The sequence below is a fragment of the Coprobacter tertius genome (assembly GCF_024330105.1).
Classification (GTDB): domain Bacteria; phylum Bacteroidota; class Bacteroidia; order Bacteroidales; family Coprobacteraceae; genus Coprobacter; species Coprobacter tertius.
In genome coordinates this window covers 177,252-196,789 of the sequence record NZ_JANDHW010000007.1, presented here as the reverse complement: position 1 = coordinate 196,789, position 19,538 = coordinate 177,252, and the positions used below count along the sequence as shown (strand labels likewise).

Genomic DNA, 19,538 nt, shown 5'->3' with positions numbered 1-19,538 from the left:
TTCTTTTTTTTGTGATTTTATAGTAAAAGATAAAGGCAAAAGAACTGCATATTCATAAATTATATTTATCGTAGAAATTGCAGTATATAGGAGTAATGTTATATGTTAAGAACGTTTCCGGCTATTGTTTTGCTATCGTATTGTTTCAAAAATAAGGTTGAATGCTATTCTCATATAGCCAGACCGAGACAAAGATACACAATAATTATGTTTTACAACATTTTTTACAAAAAAAGTGGCTTATACGATAAAAGGAGAGCTTCCAAACATGGAGGCTCTCCTTTTCGTCATATACTTATTGTATAAAGATCGTTTTTTACCCGAAGCTAAAAAATCCTAGGGGTTGTTTGTTACTGATGTACCAATCACCTCTGTTTTCGCAACAATAAATCTTCTTTTCCCGTGCCAACCAACCGATGGCCGCAAAAACAGCTGCATCATCGAGGTTCAACCTTCTCATCATCTGGGTAGAAGTGATAGTGTATGTCTCTTCAAGCACACGCCATATTCTCCCGGCATTTTCGGCAATAATAAGTGCTTTCATAACATAATTATTTAAGTGAACTAATGCTGAAATAAATTTCGTTATTTTTTATCTAACTAACAAATAATTATCTCGTATTGTTCGTTTCACTTAATCTTTTTTATACTTATTATGATATGTTATTACCTTTAATTTTATGTTAAATACGGTTGATGTTTAAGTGAGTTGTAATTCCTTCGACAAAAAATGCAGGTTGGCACCTATGTATGTAGGGTAATTAGTTTCCGCTTTGCTCTATGAGGTCGGAAGGCATAGCTGCGTTGTCATCTTCTTCGAGTAGGGTTCCGGCAAAAAGCCAATACAGCATGAGTGCCACAAGAATTATCACTCCTATTATTTTCCAAATGTCTTTTTTCTTCATGTATTTATAATTAGCGTGTGTAAATATATTGAGTTTCAGAGGAAAGGTTTGCATCATAATGGTAACCGTCTTCCTGATATGACAACAGATCCTGAGGGTCTGTTATTTTATTTTTCACGATATAGCGTGCAAAACTTCCTCGAGCTTGTTTCGAGTATATTTGATAAGATCTTAACTTTCCCTCTCGATAGTCTTTAAATACGGGTGATATAATTTTTATTCCAGCATTTATCAATGCTTTTTTATCAAGCGATTTAAATATTTCATCTGATGCAAGGTTTATCAATATGTTCCCATTATCTTTTAATTCGTTAATGCATGTCGATGTTAACCGAGGGCTCCAGAATTGATATAGATTTTCGTCTCCGGTTCCGGGTATATGCATGCGGAACATGAGTCGATAGGCTTTAATTCCGTCTATGGGAGTAATCCATCCAAACAGTGTGGAAATAATCCGCACCTTATTTTGTGCATAAATAAAATCTTCTCGATTAAAATTTTCAGCGTTTAGTTTCTTATACACATTTCCATTATATGCTAAAACTGCCTGTAAAGAGGGTATGTTGGTATTATAGAAATGCTGATATATATGATAAAATTTGTTTGCAACGGATGTATTGATTTGCATTATCCTGGCAAGCTCTCCGGCTGAGAATGTTTGTAACCCTTTTATAAGAGTTTCCGATTCTTTTATAAAACGGGGAGTTGTTGCATGCGGACAATCAGGGGGAATTCTTGCCTCCATATTCATTGTTCGTGTAGGTGAAAGTAATGTTAACATCGTCGCAGCTTTTTTATATAATAACAGCTTTGGTACAAAATGGTTTATTTGGATTTTTTATTCATTCCATATATTCCAGGCGGCAAATGCTTGTAACAGTAACATCTCGAGCCCGTTTTTTACGGTAGCTCCTTTATCTTTTGCTTTTTTCATAAATAACGTTTCATCTGGATTATATATCAGATCATAAAACAAATGTTCGGGTGTAATATAGTCATAGGGGATATCCGGACATTCGTTGACTTTGGGATACATTCCTACAGGAGTTGTATTAACAATGACTTTATATTTGTTCATAATTTCAGGCGAAAGTTCATTATAAGTATATAACCCTTTTCCAGAATCGCGAGAAACATAGGCTGGTGTCACATCGAGCGATTCCAATCCGTACCACACAGCCTTCGAAGCACCTCCGGTTCCCAGTATTAATGCGTTATGATGTAAAGGTGTTAGCAATGGTCTTATTGATTCGGTAAAACCGATTACATCAGAGTTGTACCCTTTTAAAATTAATTTTCCGCTTTTTCGGATGAATTTAATTACGTTTACAGCACCTATCATGCGTGCGGTTTCATCGAGTTCATCGAGATATTTGATAATTTCCTGTTTATAGGGTATCGTAACGTTCATCCCCTGCAATCGAGTTTCTCTGGTTATTATTTCTTTAAATGATTTTAATCGGGATATTTCGAAATTTATATATTCTGCATCGTTTTTTTCAGCCTGGAATTTTTCGTTGAAAAATGTTTTTGAAAAAGAATGCCCGAGAGGGTATCCTATTAAGCCGTAAATTTGTTTCATTTCTCTTTCTCTTAATAATTTAATTTGTCAACCTTTATATCCTGATTTTTTTAATATTTCGTTACTGGTATGCTTTTCTGAAAATAATTCTTCGAGAGAAATATTTCTATTTTTATTCATAAAACGAGTAACAATTTGTAATCCGATCCACCTGCCGGCCCTACCTGGCGATATAGGGGTGAATGTTGCGGTAAAAGGGGCAGGGTCTATATATTTGTGTTGTAACAATTGGTCTGTAGAAAAAAGATGTTGTTTGCTTAGTATCGTTTTCCACATGTGAGATTCGTTATTTTCGAGCCATTTGGTTTGCTCTTCGTCATACCCTGTAATAATGGAAGATGGGGTATCTGGAAGTAATTTTTGGGTAGCATATAAGATTTTACCCTCGTATATGATTCGATCGAGTAATGTCGTTTTATTATCGATAGTTTGAGGAAATTCAGTATAAAGTAATACTTGTATCAATCCGGGGACAATATATACTCTATTCTTATTTTTTATTTCATACGGTTCAAAAAAGTTTGAATATTCAGGGTAATCGTTATCCAGAAAGTTGTCTAAAGCTATTGAGATTAAATTATCGCCGACTATATATGATTGGTTGAAAGCCGAAATGTGTGTGTATATATCGGGAAAATCGTGATTGGGAAATTCTTTTTTATATTTTTTCTGTGTTTTACTGATTTCTATAGCGATATCGTCCATATTTTGAAATTTTTTTGCAACATCTGCATAAATTTTAGAAATCAGCGTGTCATTAAAAAAAAGTGCAGTTTTATGAGAAGAGAAAACGCTATCGGGGAAAATATCCATACGAAGTACGCCATTACAATAAATATCGATAAAATTGCCATATTTTTTTTTGAAGACATTTTTACGACAGGTATCTCTCGTATAATAAGATTGTTTAAATTCAATGTCGAAGCGTTCTATATTGTACGGAGTTAAATTGTCGTTATTATGAGAGGTACAATTAAATAGTAAAACGATAAGACATCCGAATATTTGCATATAAAATTTCATATTTATGATCTGCTTTATGCAAAAATAAGAATATTTCTGTAAGATGGCCCGATAAAAGTCTATTTTCCTCTTTACAATACTAATATAATAAAAAAACTAAAAGGATTATGCTTAGTTTTCACCATATTTTTTACCTTTGTCACTAATTCGGAATGTTATTTTTGAGCAAAGATAACTTCTTATGAGGCTATAGACATCGTATAATTACTTTGAGGTTCAGAGGATTCGATAATCTAATTTCCAAATGAAGAAAAAGAAGCTTATATATTTACTTACCGTTTTCCTCCTTATTATTCCATTTCTGTCATATGCTGATGGCAATAGGTTTGTCGTTGTTATCGATGCTGGTCACGGGGGAAAAGATCCTGGAGCCATCGGGAAGATAATTAATGAAAAAAAAGTAAATTTGGGTATAGCTCTGAAATTAGGAGAAATGATTTCCAAAAATAATCCTGATGTGAAGATCGTTTATACTCGCAAAACCGATGTCTTTGTCGAGCTACAAGAAAGAGCGTCAATAGCTAACCGTGCTAAAGCAGATCTTTTCATTTCGATACATACAAATTCTGCTAAAAGTAAATCTGCATTTGGTACAGAAACTTATACTTTAGGTTTGGCTCGGTCTGAAGAAAATTTGGAAGTAGCTAAAAGGGAGAACTCTGTTATTTTACTCGAAGACGATTTTTCTACTCGCTATGAAGGATTTGATCCTAAATCGACAGAATCTTATATAATGTTTGAGTTTATACAGGACAAACATATGGAGCAAAGTATCGATCTTGCTTCGACAATACAAAAACAATTCAGAAGTGCGGCCGGACGTAATGACAGAGGGGTAAGGCAAGCCGGATTTCTTGTGCTGCGTAATACCGGAATGCCCAGTGTTTTAGTTGAGGTGGGATATATATCTAATGCTTCAGAAGAACGATTCCTTGCGTCGAAGGAAGGACAAACTAAAATAGCACGTTCTATCTATAATGCTTTTTGTGATTATAAAGCAGGGTATGATAGAAAACAAGGTCGGATATATAATAAAACAGATAACGCAAAAAATAATAAAGAAACAGCAGGAAAGAATATCGTACCGGTTTCAGGAACGAAAAAAACGCAAAATAATACTGATGAACAAACCAAAACGAGGCAAATTGTGTATAAGATACAGTTTATGACTTCGACTGCATATTATGGAAAAAAATCTTCCAGATATAAAGGCTTGTCTCCTGTAAGTTGTTATAAAGAAAACGGCCTTTATAAATATACTTGCTATGAAGCTTCAGACCGGAATGATTTACAGAAAAAGTTGACTGAGGTGCGTAAATTATTTAAAGATGCGTTTATTGTTGGATTTAAAGATGGTGAAAAATTGAAATAGAAATTAGTATATATGAAAAAGATATTTACAAAAGAAGTAATGATTGGGCTTTCAGTAGTTGTGAGTATTGCCATGTTGGTAGTAATTATAAATTTTCTGAAGGGGATTAATTTAATGAAGCCTGCTAATTATTATTATATCGAATATAAAAATGTAACAGGACTTACCGTATCTACTCCTGTTGTTATAGATGGTTTTAAGGTTGGTTTGGTTCGTTCTATAGAATATAATTATGAGAATCCAGGTTCGGTAATCGTAGAGATAAGCCTCGATAATAAATTAAAAGTGCCTACCGGAAGTAGGGCTGTTTTAAAAGTCGATTTTTTAGGAACAGCTACAATAGACCTTTTATTAAATAAATATGTAAGCAGCAATCATAAGGCTGGAGATCGCTTGATCGGTGAAAATGCTCCGGATATGCTGGGAAATATACAGAATGAGGTATTACCGGCTCTAACGCAGATGTTGCCGAAGATAGACAGTATTCTTACCAACCTTCAGACTCTGGTGTCAGATCCTGCGTTACAGTCATCGATACGTCATTTTAATAATATTACTGCAAATCTCGAAGTATCATCTCGTAAAATAAACTATGTACTCGACAATGATGTTCCAAGTTTAATGAACGACGTTAAAGGGGTTGCGCATAACTTGAATGATTTTTCAGTGCAATTGGGAGAACTTAAACTTGCCGATACAAAAGCGTCGGTAGATTCTACCATACAAAACCTGAATACTATAACGCAAAAACTGAATCGTACTGATAATACTATGGGACTTCTGTTAAATGACAAGTCGTTGTATAAGGGTTTGGTGACTACTGTAAACAGCGCAGATTCATTATTGAACGATTTGCGTTTGCATCCGAAACGTTATGTGCATTTTTCTTTGTTCGGTCGAAAGAATTGATGATTATTATTTGAAATCGTTCTAAATAATAGAAAAAATAGCGTTACTTAAAGAATACATTCAAAATCGTTTTGAATTGTGGTGTTTATATTCATTTTTCGATAAAGAAGCCTTTTCTTATTTGGAAAATGATAAATATGTATTTTATTGATATTTAGATAGATATTTGCTATAATTAGTGGTTTTATATTTAAAAAAGGAAGAGCTTTATAAATGCTTGTAATATAAAGGATTAATAAAACAATAAAAAAAACAAGAAAAAAACGATTTGTTTTTCAGAAAAAGAATTTGAAATTTTGTAATCGTTTTGGTTTTGATTGAAAAATTTGAATTGATAAAATGAGTTCTGATCATGTCACTTTGTGGGACCGCTGTTTGAGCATTATTAAAGACAATGTAACGGATGAGATGTACAAAAATTGGTTTGTTCCCATCGTTCCGGATAGTTTCGAAAATAATGTATTTGTAATACAGGTACCTACTCACTTTTTCTATGAACATCTGGAGCAACAATTCCGTAATTTGTTGCTACATGTGTTATATCGTGTTTTTGGCCCTGGAGTACAATTGAAATATAAAGTTACTGTTGTAAGTAAAACACAAACTACGGTACAGATCGATGGGGCGGCCAAGCCGTTGAATTTTGACCATAAGAAAATGAAACCGGCCGAAGAAGTTCCCGATCCTTTTAAGCAACATGTTTACGAAGAACTCGATTCTCAGTTAAATCCGAATTATAATTTTGAAAATTATTGTTTGAGTCCCAGCAATCAGTTAGCCCGTACGGCAGGAGAAACCATTGCTGATAAGCCCGGTAAAAATGCATTTAATCCGTTCTTTCTTTTTGGTGAATCAGGTGTAGGTAAAACTCATTTGGTGCAAGCGATAGGGGTACGTATTAAAGAGCGTAATCCGTCGGCTCGCGTATTGTATATTTCTTCTCATCTTTTTCAGGTGCAGTATACAAATGCCGTTCTGAATCATAAAGTCAATGATTTTATAAATTTCTATCAGAGCATAGATGTGTTGTTGATAGACGATATTCAGGAACTGGCCAATAAAATACAGACTCAAAATACTTTTTTCCATATATTTAATCACCTGCATCAAAATAATAAGCAGTTGGTACTTACTTCCGATAGGCCTCCCGTATCATTAGAGGGTATGGTTCCCCGATTACTTACCCGTTTTAAGTGGGGATTGACGGCTAAGGTAGAGCGCCCTGATTATGAATTGCGTAAGAATATATTATTAAATAAAGTTCGTCATGATGGATTAGCAATTCCCGATGAAGTGATAGAATATATATCTCGCAATATAACCGACAATGTTCGAGATCTTGAGGGTGTCATCGTATCATTAATGGCTCATGCTACTATATTTAATCGTGATATTACGATCGATTTGGCTGAAAGAGTGTTAAGTACTTGCGTGCAAGTAGAGAAGAAACAAATTACGATAGAAAGTATAAAGCAAACGGTTTGTGACTTTTATGATATGGACCCGAAATTACTTCAAGCAAAGTCTCGTAAACGTGAAATTGTGCAAGCTCGTCAAATATCTATGTATCTTGCAAAAAAATATACCGATAGTTCTTTATCATATATAGGTACCACAATTGGTAAAAGAGATCATGCTACTGTGTTACATGCTTGTAAAACCATAAGTGAGCAGATTGGCATCGACAAAGCTTTACGAGCTAATGTTGCGGAAATAGAAGAGTTGTTGAAAAAATGAGATATAGCTGAAAATAATAAAAAGGCCGGGATCCAAGATCCCGGCCTTTTTATTATTTTCAGAATTTAAATCCTTGTTTTTTTATAATATCGAGGAAAACTTCAGAAAAGTGTTCGTTATTAGCTTTAGGATATCTTACATCTGTAAATACCTGCGCTAATGTTTCCTTGTTATTTTCGGTAATGAATTGTCGGTTTTCAGATAATGATTCTTTTTCATAATATAAACGATCGATATCTTCAGGAGTATAATCTTTGTATGTCTCGTAATGTATATTTGCTTCTAAAGGCAATCTTTCTACTTGTGGAGGAATAATCTCTGGATAGCCTACAGTAATAGTGGTTACAGGTATGACATATTTCGGAAGGTTTAAAACTTCGATAATTTGTGGTGCGTTATAAGTGGTCGTCCCTAAATAGCAGATTCCCAAACCGCATAATTCCGCCGCAGTACAAAATTGTTGAGCGACAATCATCGCATCGATTGCAGCCGTAAAGAAAGATTGAAAATTATCATAACCAGGCTTTGCATTGCGTAGTTCACACCATTTTATAAAACGGTTGAAATCTGCACAGAACGTAAGTACTACCGGAGCTGTTGTAACTGTTGGCTGGTTGAAATGAGCAGGAGCCAGTTTTTGCTTGTTATCATTGTCTCGAGTAATGATTACGCTGTAAAGCTGCATATTTCCAGTAGTGGATGTTCTGAAAGCAGTTTCCAGTAATTCGTTTAATAACCCTTCAGGAATTTCTTCATTTTTATATTTCCGAATGGTACGGCGCATTTTCAAATCTTCGGTTATCATAGTCCTTTTTTATTACAAATATAATCATATTCTGTTATATCTATTATCGTTTAAATAATTCGTTCTTTCATATTTTTTTTTAATCCTTTTTTATTACACTTGTAATGTATCCGTTCTATTTGTGTAAAAGTTTTATTGAAAAATTAAAAAGTAAAACATTTTTGATTTTTTATTTTGTTAATTATTTGATATATAATAATATAGTGTTTTAAACCGGATAACTTTGTGATTGTTGATAAATATTTTGTTATTTGTTTGTGTAAACAAAATGTTTTGTCTAAACTTGCAAAATCAAATTTTTTAATCAAGATCGAATACCATTTTATTTTATTAAATTTAAAAACACAAAAACTTATATTTTACTGTGGAACAAAAAATTTATACTTATGACGAGGCTTTCGAATCATCTTTGAAATATTTTGACGGAGATGAATTAGCAGCACGTGTGTGGGTAAATAAATATGCTTTGAAAGATTCTTTCGGACATATTTATGAATTGAATCCCGGTGATATGCACCGGAGACTGGCAAAAGAAATTGCCCGGATAGAGGAAAAATATAAAAATCCTTTGTCCGAGGAAAAGCTTATGAGTCTCTTTGAGAATTTTCAATATGTTGTTCCTCAGGGAAGCCCGATGAGCGGTATAGGAAATAATTTTCAGATCGGTTCTTTATCGAATTGTTTTGTTATCGGGATGGATGGTTCTGCCGATTCGTATGGTGGTATTATTAAGATCGATGAAGAACAGGTACAATTGATGAAAAGAAGGGGGGGCGTAGGTCATGACCTTTCACATATTCGTCCTAAGGGTACTCCGGTAAAAAATTCCGCACTTACTTCAACGGGCCTTGTTCCTTTTATGGAAAGATATTCCAATTCTACAAGGGAGGTGGCGCAAGATGGCCGTAGAGGTGCTTTAATGTTAAGTGTCTCTATAAAACATCCTGATTCTGAAGCATTTATCGATGCTAAAATGGCTGAAGGAAAAGTGACCGGTGCCAATGTTTCTGTGAAAATCAGTGATGATTTTATGAAAGCGGCGGTATCGGGAGAACCTTTTTTACAACAATACCCGGTAAATGCTAAAAATCCGAAGGTTACCAAGAGTGTAGATGCCCAGAAGATATGGAAAAAAATCGTACATAATGCATGGAAATCGGCTGAACCCGGGGTTCTTTTCTGGGACACGATCATTCGGGAATCTCTACCTGATTGCTATGATGATTTAGGTTTCCGTACGGTTTCAACCAATCCTTGTGGCGAAATTCCTTTGTGCCCTTATGATAGTTGTCGTTTGTTGGCGATAAATCTTTATTCCTATGTAGTTAAGCCATTTACAAAAGATGCATATTTCGATTTCGATTTATTCCGTGAACATGTAATACTTGCACAACGGATTATGGATGATATAATTGATCTCGAAATGGAGAAGATCGATAAGATTCTTGAAAAAATTGGTTCTGATCCCGAAATTGAGGAGGTTAAACAGACTGAGCGGTATTTATGGGAGAAAATAAGAACTAAAACATTGATGGGACGGCGTACCGGTGTAGGAACGACAGCTGAAGGAGATATGCTGGCGGCATTAGGTTTACAGTATGGGACCGAAAAGGCATCCGATTTTTCTGAATTTGTGCATAAATCATTGGCTTTAGCGGCTTATCGTTCTTCTGTAGAAATGGCTAAAGAACGAGGCGCTTTTGAAATATACGATGCTGCAAGAGAAAAAAATAATCCTTTTATGCTGCGGATAAAAGAGGCCGATCCCCAGTTATATGAGGATATGGTGAAATACGGGCGGCGTAATATAGCTTGCCTTACGATTGCGCCTACCGGTACGACAAGTTTGATGACTCAAACTACTTCTGGTATCGAACCCGTATTTATGCCAGTGTATCGTCGTCGTCGTAAAGTAAATCCGAATGATCCTAAAGTGAGAGTCGATTTTGTCGATGAATCGGGAGATGCTTTTGAAGAATACGTGGTATTTCATCATAAATTCGTTACCTGGATGAAAACCCAGGGATATGAAATAAAAAATAATTATACTCAAGATGAAATCGATGAATTAGTATCGAAATCACCATATTATAAGGCGACCTCAAATGATGTAGATTGGATGCAGAAAGTCAAGATGCAAGGTCGTGTACAGAAATGGGTAGATCATTCTATCAGTGTTACGATTAATTTACCGTCAGACGTAACCGAAGAGCTTGTCGGAAAATTATATGTCGAGGCATGGAAGTGCGGTTGTAAAGGTTGCACGGTATATCGCGACGGATCACGTTCGGGGGTATTGATTTCTGCGAAAAGCGATGATAAAAAAGATGGAAATATCGTACATATCGATCCTAAACGCCCGACAGAACTTGAAGCTGACGTCGTACGTTTTCAGAATAATAAAGAAAAATGGATTGCTTTTATCGGATTGAAAGACGGAAATCCTTATGAAATATTTACCGGTTTGGCCGATGATGAGGATGGAATCTTGATTCCCAAGAATATCGTAAAGGGGAAAATCATAAAAGCTGTAGATGAAGATGGAAATAAACGGTATGATTTTCAGTTTATTAATAAGAGAGGATATAAAACGACAATCGAAGGTTTGTCTGATAAATTTAATCCTGAATACTGGAATTATGCTAAACTCATTTCGGGAGTATTAAGATATGGGATGCCTATTGATCAAGTACTGAAACTTGTTTCTGGTCTCGAACTTGATAGTCAGTCTATTAATACTTGGAAAAATGGGGTTGAGAGAGCGTTGAAAAAATATCTTCCTAACGGTACCAAAGCTAGCGGACAAAAGTGTCCTAATTGTGGGCAGGAAACTCTTATATATCAGGAAGGATGTCTGATATGTACATCTTGCGGTACTTCGAAATGTGGATAATTTTAAGAACAACTGTTCATAATATGGAAAAGGCGAACCAATGTTCGCCTTTTTTTGTTTGAAGGGAACGAAAATGTCAGATTATTTAATTTGTTTTTGTAATTAAAAGTTTGAAAAAATCGTATCTTCATGGTATAAACTATAACCGCTGAAGAAAGTATAGTGTTATAATCAATAAAAATACCCGTTATGAAAATTATTTTTAATATCGAATATCATACTTTTTGGGGACAGATACTGTATATTTCAGGAAATTTACCGTCTTTAGGCGAATTTAAAGAGGAAGAGGCTGTTGCCATGCGGTATAATGGAAATGGTAAGTGGACTTATGAACTGGAAACGTCTGTGGGAGATTTACCGGTTGAATATCGCTACTTAGTAAAAGAGTATGACCGAGTTTATGATGTGGAGTGGGGGAAAAGTAGATTATTAAGTCCTGGCAATAAAGTGGGTAAGTGTGTTGTTTATGATTCATGGAGCCGACAACCTGATAATAAATCCTTTTTTTCATCGGCATTTGTTCATGGTATTTTTGCAAGACAGGACAAAAATGAGAACTTGCCTCCTTATCAACCGGGAACGTTGATTCTATATGTTTTTGCACCTATGGTGCAACCTGGTAATGCTGTGGGGGTTATAGACCGGTCTTCCGGTTGGAATACACAGAAAATACGAGTTCTCAATGATGCTCACTACCCTATATGGATGATTTCTATACCGGTAAAAGAAATTGATTTTCCCTATGAATTTAAGTTTGTGATTCTCGATAAAAACAATCATTCTTTACTTGCTTGGGAAGAAGGCGACAATCGTTTTGTAGATACGGTGAAACCCAGTGAGACCGAATGTGTGATTAAGACGGGTATGATGTTGAATGATCCTTTTCCAAAATGGAAAGGATCGGGTGTCGCTATTCCAGTATTTTCCCTTCGTTCAGAGAAAAGTATGGGAATAGGTGATTTTTACGATCTCCAGAAAATGGTCGATTGGGCTGCCGATACCGGGATGCAATTTATACAGATATTACCGGTTAATGATACCACGATGACACATACTTGGGTAGATTCTTATCCATATAATGCAAATTCGACGTTTGCGTTACATCCCAATTATTTGCGTGTAGAAGCTGTCGGAAGGTTGAAAGATAAAGATTCTGTGATTCGTTTCGAGAAAATAAGAGAAGAACTGAATGCTCTTTCCGAGATCGATTATGAAAGAGTAAGTTTGACCAAGGAAGCATATTTAAAAGAGATTTTTAAGCAGGACGGGGATGCATTACTACAGTCGGATGATTTTAAATTGTTCTTCAAAGAAAATTGTGAATGGTTAATACCCTATGCTGCTTTCTGTTATTTCAGGGATTATTATCATACTTCTGATTTTACATATTGGAAAGAATATTCTATTTATAACAGAACCGATATAGAGGAGTTCTGCGCTCCCGGTAATGTACACTATTATGATATTGCCTATCATTATTTTGTACAGTACCATTTGGCGAAACAGTTAAAGGAAACCCGAGATTATGCACATAAAAAAAGAGTTGTATTAAAAGGGGATATTCCGATCGGTATTAGTCGGAGTAGTGCCGATGCATGGTCGCATCCCGAGTTGTTTAATATGCATTCTCAAGCTGGTGCTCCACCTGATGCTTTTTCTGTAAAAGGACAAAATTGGGGATTTCCGACCTACAACTGGTATGAAATGGAAAGAGACGGGTATGCTTGGTGGAAAGCGCGATTCTGTAAGATGTCTGAATATTTCGACGCTTATCGGATCGATCATATTCTGGGCTTTTTCCGTATTTGGGAAATTCCTCAGTCCGAGGTAGAGGGCCTTATGGGACATTTCAATCCGGCACTTCCTTATTCTTATGAAGAAATGCAGTCGTTCGGTTTTTATTTTAATCTATTACGACATGCAAGACCTTATATACGGGAGTATATGCTTCCCGATTTTTTCGGTGAATACGTTGAAGAAGCTAAATACGAGTATCTTATTTCACATAATGAAAGCTATTCGTTAAAATCGGAATTCGACACGCAGAGAAAGATCGAAGAGTATTTTCATGATAAAACCGATGAAAAAAGCTTGAAGATAAAGGCAGCGCTTTTTGGTTTAGTTGCCGAAGTTTTGTTTGTTGAAGATCCTATACGTAAAAATCAGTTTCATCCCCGTATCTCTTCACAATATACCTATAGCTATAAAGACTTGTCAGATTATGAAAAATGGTGTTATGACCGATTGTATAATGAGTTCTTTTATCATAGGCATAATGAATTTTGGAAGCATGAAGCAATGAAAAAATTGCCACCCCTTATTTCTGCTACTCAAATGTTGCCTTGTGGAGAAGATTTGGGGATGATTCCACATAGCGTTCCCGAAGTTATGCAGGCTTTACAGATACTTTCTTTAGAGATACAGCGTATGCCTAAAGATAATTCCCATGAGTTTGCAAATACTTGGAATTATCCGTATTTATCGGTATGTACGACTTCTACCCACGATATGAGTAATATCAGAGCTTGGTGGGAAGAGGACCGTGGGCGTACACAACGGTTTTATAATGAGATTTTACAATTACCCGGCGAGGCTCCGTTTTATTGCGAGCCCTGGATTTGTGATAAAATAATTGATATGCAATTGCAGTCACCGTCGATGCTCGTTATTCTTCCTTTGCAGGATTGGTTATCAGTAGATAGTGATTTGCGTAGGGAGAATCCAACAGAAGAGCGTATAAATATACCTGCAAATCCACGACACTACTGGCGTTACCGTATGCACCTTACGATTGAAGATCTAATAAATGCGCAGGAGTTTAATAATAGATTAAAGAGAAAAATAATATATTTTTCCCGATAAAGAAACTATAGACATTTTTTATATAGATTAAATGTGATAATATCGTTGGATAGACATTTGGTGTTGGACGGAATTCAATATTTATCAGATAAAAACAGTCAGCGGACCTAATACGTGCCGCTGGCTATTTTTAATTGTAACATTAATTATTTGGATAGTTCTTTTAAATCTTTCAAAAATTTATAGATATCTTCTTCTGTGGTATCGAATGAGGTTACCAGCCTGATTTCATTGTTATTTTCGTTCCAAATATAGAAATTATATTTTTTCTGTAATTCCTCTATCAATTGTCGGTCCATTTTTACCAATATAACATTTGCTTCAGTTTTTTGGGTAAAAATAAATTTTCCGATATCATTTATACCTTCAACCAGTAAACGAGCCATATTATTAGCATGACGAGCGTTTTTTTTCCATAAGTTACTTTCGAAAAAGGGAATGAACTGGCAGGTCGTATATCTCATTTTAGAATATAGTTGGCAGGATTGTTTACGTATAAATTTTAATCCTTCTGATAATTCAGGACGAAAAGAGATGACGGCTTCCCCCATCATCATTCCATTCTTAGTACCTCCGAAACTAAGTATATCTACGCCACAATCGGTAATAAGTTCTTTGAAGGAAAGATTCAAAGAAACAGCAGCGTTTGATAATCGGGCTCCGTCGACATGTAGATACATGCCATACGGATGTATCAAATCGGCTATTGCATTTATTTCTTTAGGAGTATATACGGTTCCGAATTCGGTACATTCAGAAATATATACGACTTTGGGCTGGGAATGATGTACTTCACCGAATCCGTTAAGCTTTGAATAAATCAGTTCAGGAGTGAGTTTTCCATCTTGAGTTGGTATTTCTATTATTTGGCAACCTGTTTGAAAAACAGGTGCACCGCATTCATCCATAAAAATATGTGCCGATTCTGCCCCAATAATAGCATGATAGGTTTGTGTACAGGCTCTTAGGGCGACAGTGTTGGCCCCTGTTCCGTTAAACACGAAATAAGGATCGGCTGTTGGTCCAAAAGCGTTTTTTATGAGAGCGGTGGCTTTAGTTGTCCATTTATCATCTCCATAACCGGCCGCATGATCTTTATTAGCCGATTCTATAGCTTTCATAATTTCGGGATGTATTCCCGAATTGTTATCACTGGCAAAACTTCTCATTTATATATCATATTTTTAAAGATAAGAGACATTGCTTTTAAGTGTCTCTTTTTATATTTTATTTTGTTTGACTGTATAACCATTCTATTTCTTGGGGCCATAAAGTTTCATCGGGAGTTTCTAGGATTATCGGTATGTTGTCGAAACGAGAGTCTTTCATCATCGTACTAAAAACTTCTTTTCCCAGTTCTCCTTTACCTAAAGATTCATGTCGGTCGACATGAGATCCGACCTCTTTTTTAGAATCATTCAGATGTATTCCTTTTAGGAAATGAAATCCGATGATCGAATCGAATCTATCGAACGTTTTATTATATCCTTCTGGTGTAGATATATCATATCCTCCGGCAAAAGCGTGGCAAGTATCTATACATACGCCAATACGTGTTTTATCTTCCACTTTATCGATAATATGGGCGAGATGTTCAAATGCGAAACCTACATTACTTCCTTGTCCTGCAGTATTTTCGATTACGGCTGTTACTCCCGAAGTTTTGTTTAAAGCAATATTTATAGAATCGGCAATTCGGTTGAGACAAGTTTCGAGGGAAATAGCGTTTAAATGGCTTCCCGGATGAAAATTAAGCAATGAAAGACCTAATTGTTCGCATCGTTGCATTTCGTCTAAAAATGCCAGTCTCGATTTTTCTAATCCTTCTGTCTCAGGATGCCCCAGATTTATCAGATAACTGTCATGTGGCAAAATGTAATCGGGGGAGAAATCGAATTTTTTGCAGTTTTCTTTAAATATTTCTATATTTTTAGGAGATAAGGGAGCCGATTTCCACTGACGTTGGTTTTTGGTGAAAAGAGCAAAAGCTTTTGCTCCGATAGCTTTTGCATTTAAAGGAGCATTTTCTACTCCTCCCGAGATACTTACGTGGGCACCTATATATTTCATAATATTTATTTTTGTCTTTTTATTTGTCCGATACAAAACTAATCATTTTTATTCTGATTGGATAAAGCCCGATTGTATTTATTACCTTTAAATCGAAAAGATAATTTATCTTTGTTATTAAAATGATATAGGATGCTTGGAAAGAATAAAATTAAATATATACAGTCTCTTGCACAGAAAAAGGCAAGAATGCAAACCGGTTGTTTTGTTGCTGAAGGTAATCGGCTTGTAAATGATACGATTGGGTTATTCGATTGTGAACTTTTGGTGGCTACGCAAGATTGGTTGGCTACACATCAAAAAATTAAAGCGAATGAGATTGTCGTTGCCGATAAGAATGATATCGAAAAGGCATCTCTTTTGCGTTCTCCTCAAGATGTTATTGCAGTATATCGTATCCCCAGCCATTCATTAGATTTCGATGGGGTCAAAGAATCGTTATCCCTCGTATTAGATACTATACAAGATCCTGGTAATTTGGGTACTATCGTACGACTTGCCGACTGGTATGGAATAGAATATATATTTTGCTCTCCCGAGTGTGCAGATATATACAATCCGAAGACTGTACAAGCAACTATGGGAGCCATCTCGCGGGTAAAGGTATTGTATTTACCGTTGAAAGATTTGTTTGAGAAAGTAAAAGGAATACCTGTATATGGTACATTTCTCGATGGAAACGACATTTATTCTCAAAAATTATCGTCTTACGGAATGATAGTAATGGGGAATGAAGGAAATGGAATATCGAATGAACTTGAAATGTACATGACTCATAAGCTTTTTATTCCTAATTATCCTTATGGTCGTATTACTTCTGAATCGTTGAATGTCGGTGTAGCGACGGCTATTGTATGCGCCGAATTTAGAAGAAGGCAAATGTAAATTATAAGATACGTATAATATCGAGTTTGTCCTGGGATAACCGGTAAGTCATCCAATTTATCGAAATAAGAGAGTATAGTTCGCAATTATCTCCTTCTCTGGCAATATAATCATTGTATAGAGGGTTGAAAACTATTGCATTCCCAGCAGATAATAATTTATTTTCCTGTAATTGTATTTCCAATGTTTTTTCGAATGCTTTCAATTTTTCGCAAAATCCTTCTTTTGTAGCGATTAGTATTCCTTCACAAAAAGTAGTTAATGAAATTTCCCGTTGAAATGGGAGTGCAGAAACTATTTTTCGATTCTCTATATAAAGAATATGTTTGTTCAATAATATTCCGTTATAACATAGTTGGTGAGAAAAATAGCCTTTTTTCATTTTTATCGGTAGTTATTTATTTCCGGTAGAAGTTGCGATAGAATCATTGTGGGTATCGACAGGTTTCTGTATTTTCGGTTTTTTATATCTACTGCGTAAAAGAGATAAATTATTTATGTACATGCGTGTATTTTCCGGTTGTGATGGGACCATAATACTTCCGAATATTTTATCTATTTTGCGAGCCGAATCTCCTGAAATACTTAAAGAATAATTCCCATCGAAACTAATATTGGCTGAAGTATATTTAACAGACTGATCTTTGTATTTTAATGCCAGTATCGCTTTCGGTAAATCGGTTGTGTTAATAGGAAGCATTCCGAAGTTGAATTTAAAAGTAAATATATCTCTTTCCCGAAAATTTTCATCAGATTTGATGTCAAATGCAAATACTTGCTTTGCATACTGAGGTTCGAATATAAATTTAGATGGTCTTTTCCATATATTTACGCTGTCACCCGGACGTGACATGGGCTGGGTATTCTCGTTGGCCAAAAGAGTATTTACTTGTTCTTCTTGTTTTTTTAATCGTTGTATTACATTCTCATATACTTTTATATATGCATCCAGATGATGACCATACCACATAAGAGAAGTGTCGAATTGCGCTTGTGTCGTATTATGCTTTTGTAATATAGATTCTCGTAATGCTTTTTTCTGTTCCTCGGTATTATATTGTGAATAATTTATATCTATAAGTCCTTCTGATTTATGTACGTCTACCAATAGATCTTCCATTTTTTTAGGAGAGAGAACTCCATCAGGGGTTCTGTCACAAGCTGAAAATGCAATCAGGATAAACAATGAAAAAAACATTATATGGAAAGACGTTTTCATCACGAAATTTATTTATTCAGTTATGTGTTTTTTATTATGGTCTTCACTCGACAAGTATTTTCTGTAAAATAATAAAACCAGGATAACACCTATCGAGATTGCCGAATCGGCGATATTGAATACCGGACGGAAAAATTCAAATGAGTCTCCACCCACAAATGGGATCCAATCGGGCCAATAAAAACGAAATAAGGGGAAATATAACATATCAACCACTTTACCGTGGAATAAAGTTCCGTAGCCGCCTCCTTCGGGAAGAAAAGTTGCTATAAACGGGGCAGGAGGGTTATCGAAAATTACACCGTAAAAGATACTATCGATAATATTACCTGCGGCTCCTGCTAAAATAAGCGCTACACAGATTACATATCCGGTTTTGACTTCTTTTTTTACCAGTTTAAATAAATAATAGCTAATGAAGCCTACAGCCAGAATACGGAATACACTTAAAAAAAGCTTACTGATAATCTCTATTCCGAAAGCCATTCCGTTGTTTTCTACGAATAATATGTAAAACCAGTCGGTAACGCGTATATCTTGTCCTAAATACATGTGGGTTTTTACCCAAAATTTGGTAATTTGATCTATAAGCAATACCAATAATATCACTATTACCGAGATTTGTCCTTTTGTAAGTTTCATTGTTTTATTATCGAAATGATCGGGTATATGACCTGTCAATTAATTACCTATGAAAAAACAATCCGATATCTCCAGGTACACAAAAGCCCCTGATTAAAACATCGGATTGTCTTTTTTCATATAAATATTTTTGTTTTGATACGAAATTTATTTATGTCCTTTTTTAGCATCGATACTTAGTGTTGCATGCGGAACTGCTCTTAGTCGTTCTTTGGGTATCAGTTCTCCGGTTTCCCGACAGATACCGTATGTTTTATTTTCGATTCTGACCATTGCCGCTTGCAAATGTTGTATAAACTTCATTTGGCGTTGAGCCAACTGTCCGGCCTCTTCTTTTGAAAGAGTCGCGGCTCCTTCTTCCAATACTTTAAACGTAGGAGATGTGTCTGAGGTATCGTTTCCATCGGTATTCATGATGGCCGCTTTCAGCAAGTCATAATCTCTATACGCTTTTTCGAGTTTTTCGCGGATTATTTCCCGAAACTCGTCTAATTCTGCATCTGAATATCGTGTTTTCGTACTCATAATTTTACAGTTTTTGGTTAAGCAATATTCAAGTCTGTTATTTTAATCTATAACATAGAAACCAATAGGTTGTTCGCTGTACGAATGTAAAGAAATTACCTTAATATAC

18 protein-coding genes are annotated in these 19,538 nt (G+C 35.4%); 6 read left to right on the top strand and 12 right to left on the bottom strand.

The genetic code is table 11. The annotated features are described in order from the left end of the window. Positions 1-316: 316 nt before the first annotated feature. From NMU02_RS09005 to gldB, 5 genes are all read right to left on the bottom strand, one after another. Complete coding sequence (locus NMU02_RS09005; RefSeq protein ID WP_255027493.1) at positions 317-544, bottom strand: winged helix-turn-helix domain-containing protein; 228 nt, start codon at positions 542-544, stop codon at positions 317-319. 217 nt (positions 545-761) lie between these two features. After that, entirely contained in the window at positions 762-905 is a 144-nt protein-coding gene (locus tag NMU02_RS09000) for a hypothetical protein (protein WP_255027492.1), read from the bottom strand. Between the two features lie 10 nt (positions 906-915). After that, positions 916-1,686 (bottom strand): YaaA family protein, encoded by a 771-nt coding sequence (locus tag NMU02_RS08995; RefSeq protein WP_255027491.1) that lies wholly within the window; start codon positions 1,684-1,686, stop codon positions 916-918. Between the two features lie 57 nt (positions 1,687-1,743). Further along, the gene (locus tag NMU02_RS08990; RefSeq protein WP_255027490.1) at positions 1,744-2,487 is read right to left on the bottom strand and encodes a shikimate dehydrogenase family protein; all 744 of its coding nucleotides are present in this window, start codon (positions 2,485-2,487) and stop codon (positions 1,744-1,746) included. A gap of 27 nt (positions 2,488-2,514) precedes the next feature. Beyond that, positions 2,515-3,510, bottom strand: a complete 996-nt coding sequence (gldB, locus tag NMU02_RS08985) for a gliding motility lipoprotein GldB (protein WP_255027489.1) — start codon at positions 3,508-3,510, stop codon at positions 2,515-2,517. 244 nt (positions 3,511-3,754) lie between these two features. Here gldB and NMU02_RS08980 point away from each other — a divergent pair, with 244 nt between their 5' ends. The 3 genes from NMU02_RS08980 (at position 3,755) to dnaA (ending at position 7,528) form a co-directional block, all read left to right on the top strand. Continuing rightward, complete coding sequence (locus tag NMU02_RS08980; protein ID WP_255027488.1) at positions 3,755-4,882, top strand: N-acetylmuramoyl-L-alanine amidase family protein; 1,128 nt, start codon at positions 3,755-3,757, stop codon at positions 4,880-4,882. Between the two features lie 12 nt (positions 4,883-4,894). Beyond that, a complete protein-coding gene (locus NMU02_RS08975) occupies positions 4,895-5,791 on the top strand; it encodes an MlaD family protein (protein ID WP_255027487.1) in 897 nt (298 codons plus the stop codon). 339 nt (positions 5,792-6,130) lie between these two features. Continuing rightward, positions 6,131-7,528: a chromosomal replication initiator protein DnaA gene (dnaA, locus tag NMU02_RS08970; protein WP_255027486.1), complete on the top strand. Its 1,398-nt coding sequence runs from the start codon at positions 6,131-6,133 to the stop codon at positions 7,526-7,528. Between the two features lie 58 nt (positions 7,529-7,586). Here the strand turns inward: dnaA and NMU02_RS08965 are convergent, their stop codons facing one another. Beyond that, positions 7,587-8,333: a nitroreductase family protein gene (locus NMU02_RS08965; protein WP_290427130.1), complete on the bottom strand. Its 747-nt coding sequence runs from the start codon at positions 8,331-8,333 to the stop codon at positions 7,587-7,589. A gap of 364 nt (positions 8,334-8,697) precedes the next feature. Here NMU02_RS08965 and NMU02_RS08960 point away from each other — a divergent pair, with 364 nt between their 5' ends. Together NMU02_RS08960 and NMU02_RS08955 are read left to right on the top strand one after the other, a co-directional pair. Then, on the top strand, positions 8,698-11,226 hold the full coding sequence (locus NMU02_RS08960; protein WP_255027485.1) for an adenosylcobalamin-dependent ribonucleoside-diphosphate reductase: 2,529 nt from the start codon (positions 8,698-8,700) through the stop codon (positions 11,224-11,226). Between the two features lie 189 nt (positions 11,227-11,415). After that, entirely contained in the window at positions 11,416-14,088 is a 2,673-nt protein-coding gene (locus tag NMU02_RS08955; RefSeq protein WP_255027483.1) for a 4-alpha-glucanotransferase, read from the top strand. A gap of 146 nt (positions 14,089-14,234) precedes the next feature. Here the strand turns inward: NMU02_RS08955 and NMU02_RS08950 are convergent, their stop codons facing one another. Together NMU02_RS08950 and nfo are read right to left on the bottom strand one after the other, a co-directional pair. Next, complete coding sequence (locus NMU02_RS08950) at positions 14,235-15,257, bottom strand: threonine aldolase family protein (RefSeq protein ID WP_255027481.1); 1,023 nt, start codon at positions 15,255-15,257, stop codon at positions 14,235-14,237. Between the two features lie 58 nt (positions 15,258-15,315). After that, positions 15,316-16,158, bottom strand: coding sequence for a deoxyribonuclease IV (gene nfo, locus NMU02_RS08945; RefSeq protein ID WP_255027480.1), 843 nt, complete (start codon positions 16,156-16,158; stop codon positions 15,316-15,318). Positions 16,159-16,290: 132 nt separating this feature from the next. Here nfo and NMU02_RS08940 point away from each other — a divergent pair, with 132 nt between their 5' ends. Then, the gene (locus NMU02_RS08940; protein WP_255027479.1) at positions 16,291-17,043 is read left to right on the top strand and encodes an RNA methyltransferase; all 753 of its coding nucleotides are present in this window, start codon (positions 16,291-16,293) and stop codon (positions 17,041-17,043) included. A gap of 1 nt (position 17,044) precedes the next feature. Here the strand turns inward: NMU02_RS08940 and NMU02_RS08935 are convergent, their stop codons facing one another. The 4 genes from NMU02_RS08935 to NMU02_RS08920 all read right to left on the bottom strand — a co-directional run bounded on the left by NMU02_RS08935 (position 17,045) and on the right by NMU02_RS08920 (position 19,429). Next, positions 17,045-17,425 carry a hypothetical protein gene (locus NMU02_RS08935; RefSeq protein WP_255027478.1) on the bottom strand — a complete coding sequence of 127 codons (381 nt, stop codon included), beginning with the start codon at positions 17,423-17,425 and terminating at the stop codon, positions 17,045-17,047. 12 nt (positions 17,426-17,437) lie between these two features. Continuing rightward, positions 17,438-18,262, bottom strand: a complete 825-nt coding sequence (locus NMU02_RS08930) for a DUF4296 domain-containing protein (protein WP_255027477.1) — start codon at positions 18,260-18,262, stop codon at positions 17,438-17,440. A 12-nt stretch (positions 18,263-18,274) separates the two neighbouring features. Continuing rightward, a complete protein-coding gene (locus NMU02_RS08925) occupies positions 18,275-18,904 on the bottom strand; it encodes a lipoprotein signal peptidase (RefSeq protein ID WP_255027476.1) in 630 nt (209 codons plus the stop codon). 147 nt (positions 18,905-19,051) lie between these two features. Next, a complete protein-coding gene (locus NMU02_RS08920) occupies positions 19,052-19,429 on the bottom strand; it encodes a TraR/DksA family transcriptional regulator (RefSeq protein ID WP_255027475.1) in 378 nt (125 codons plus the stop codon). Positions 19,430-19,538 lie beyond the last annotated feature (109 nt).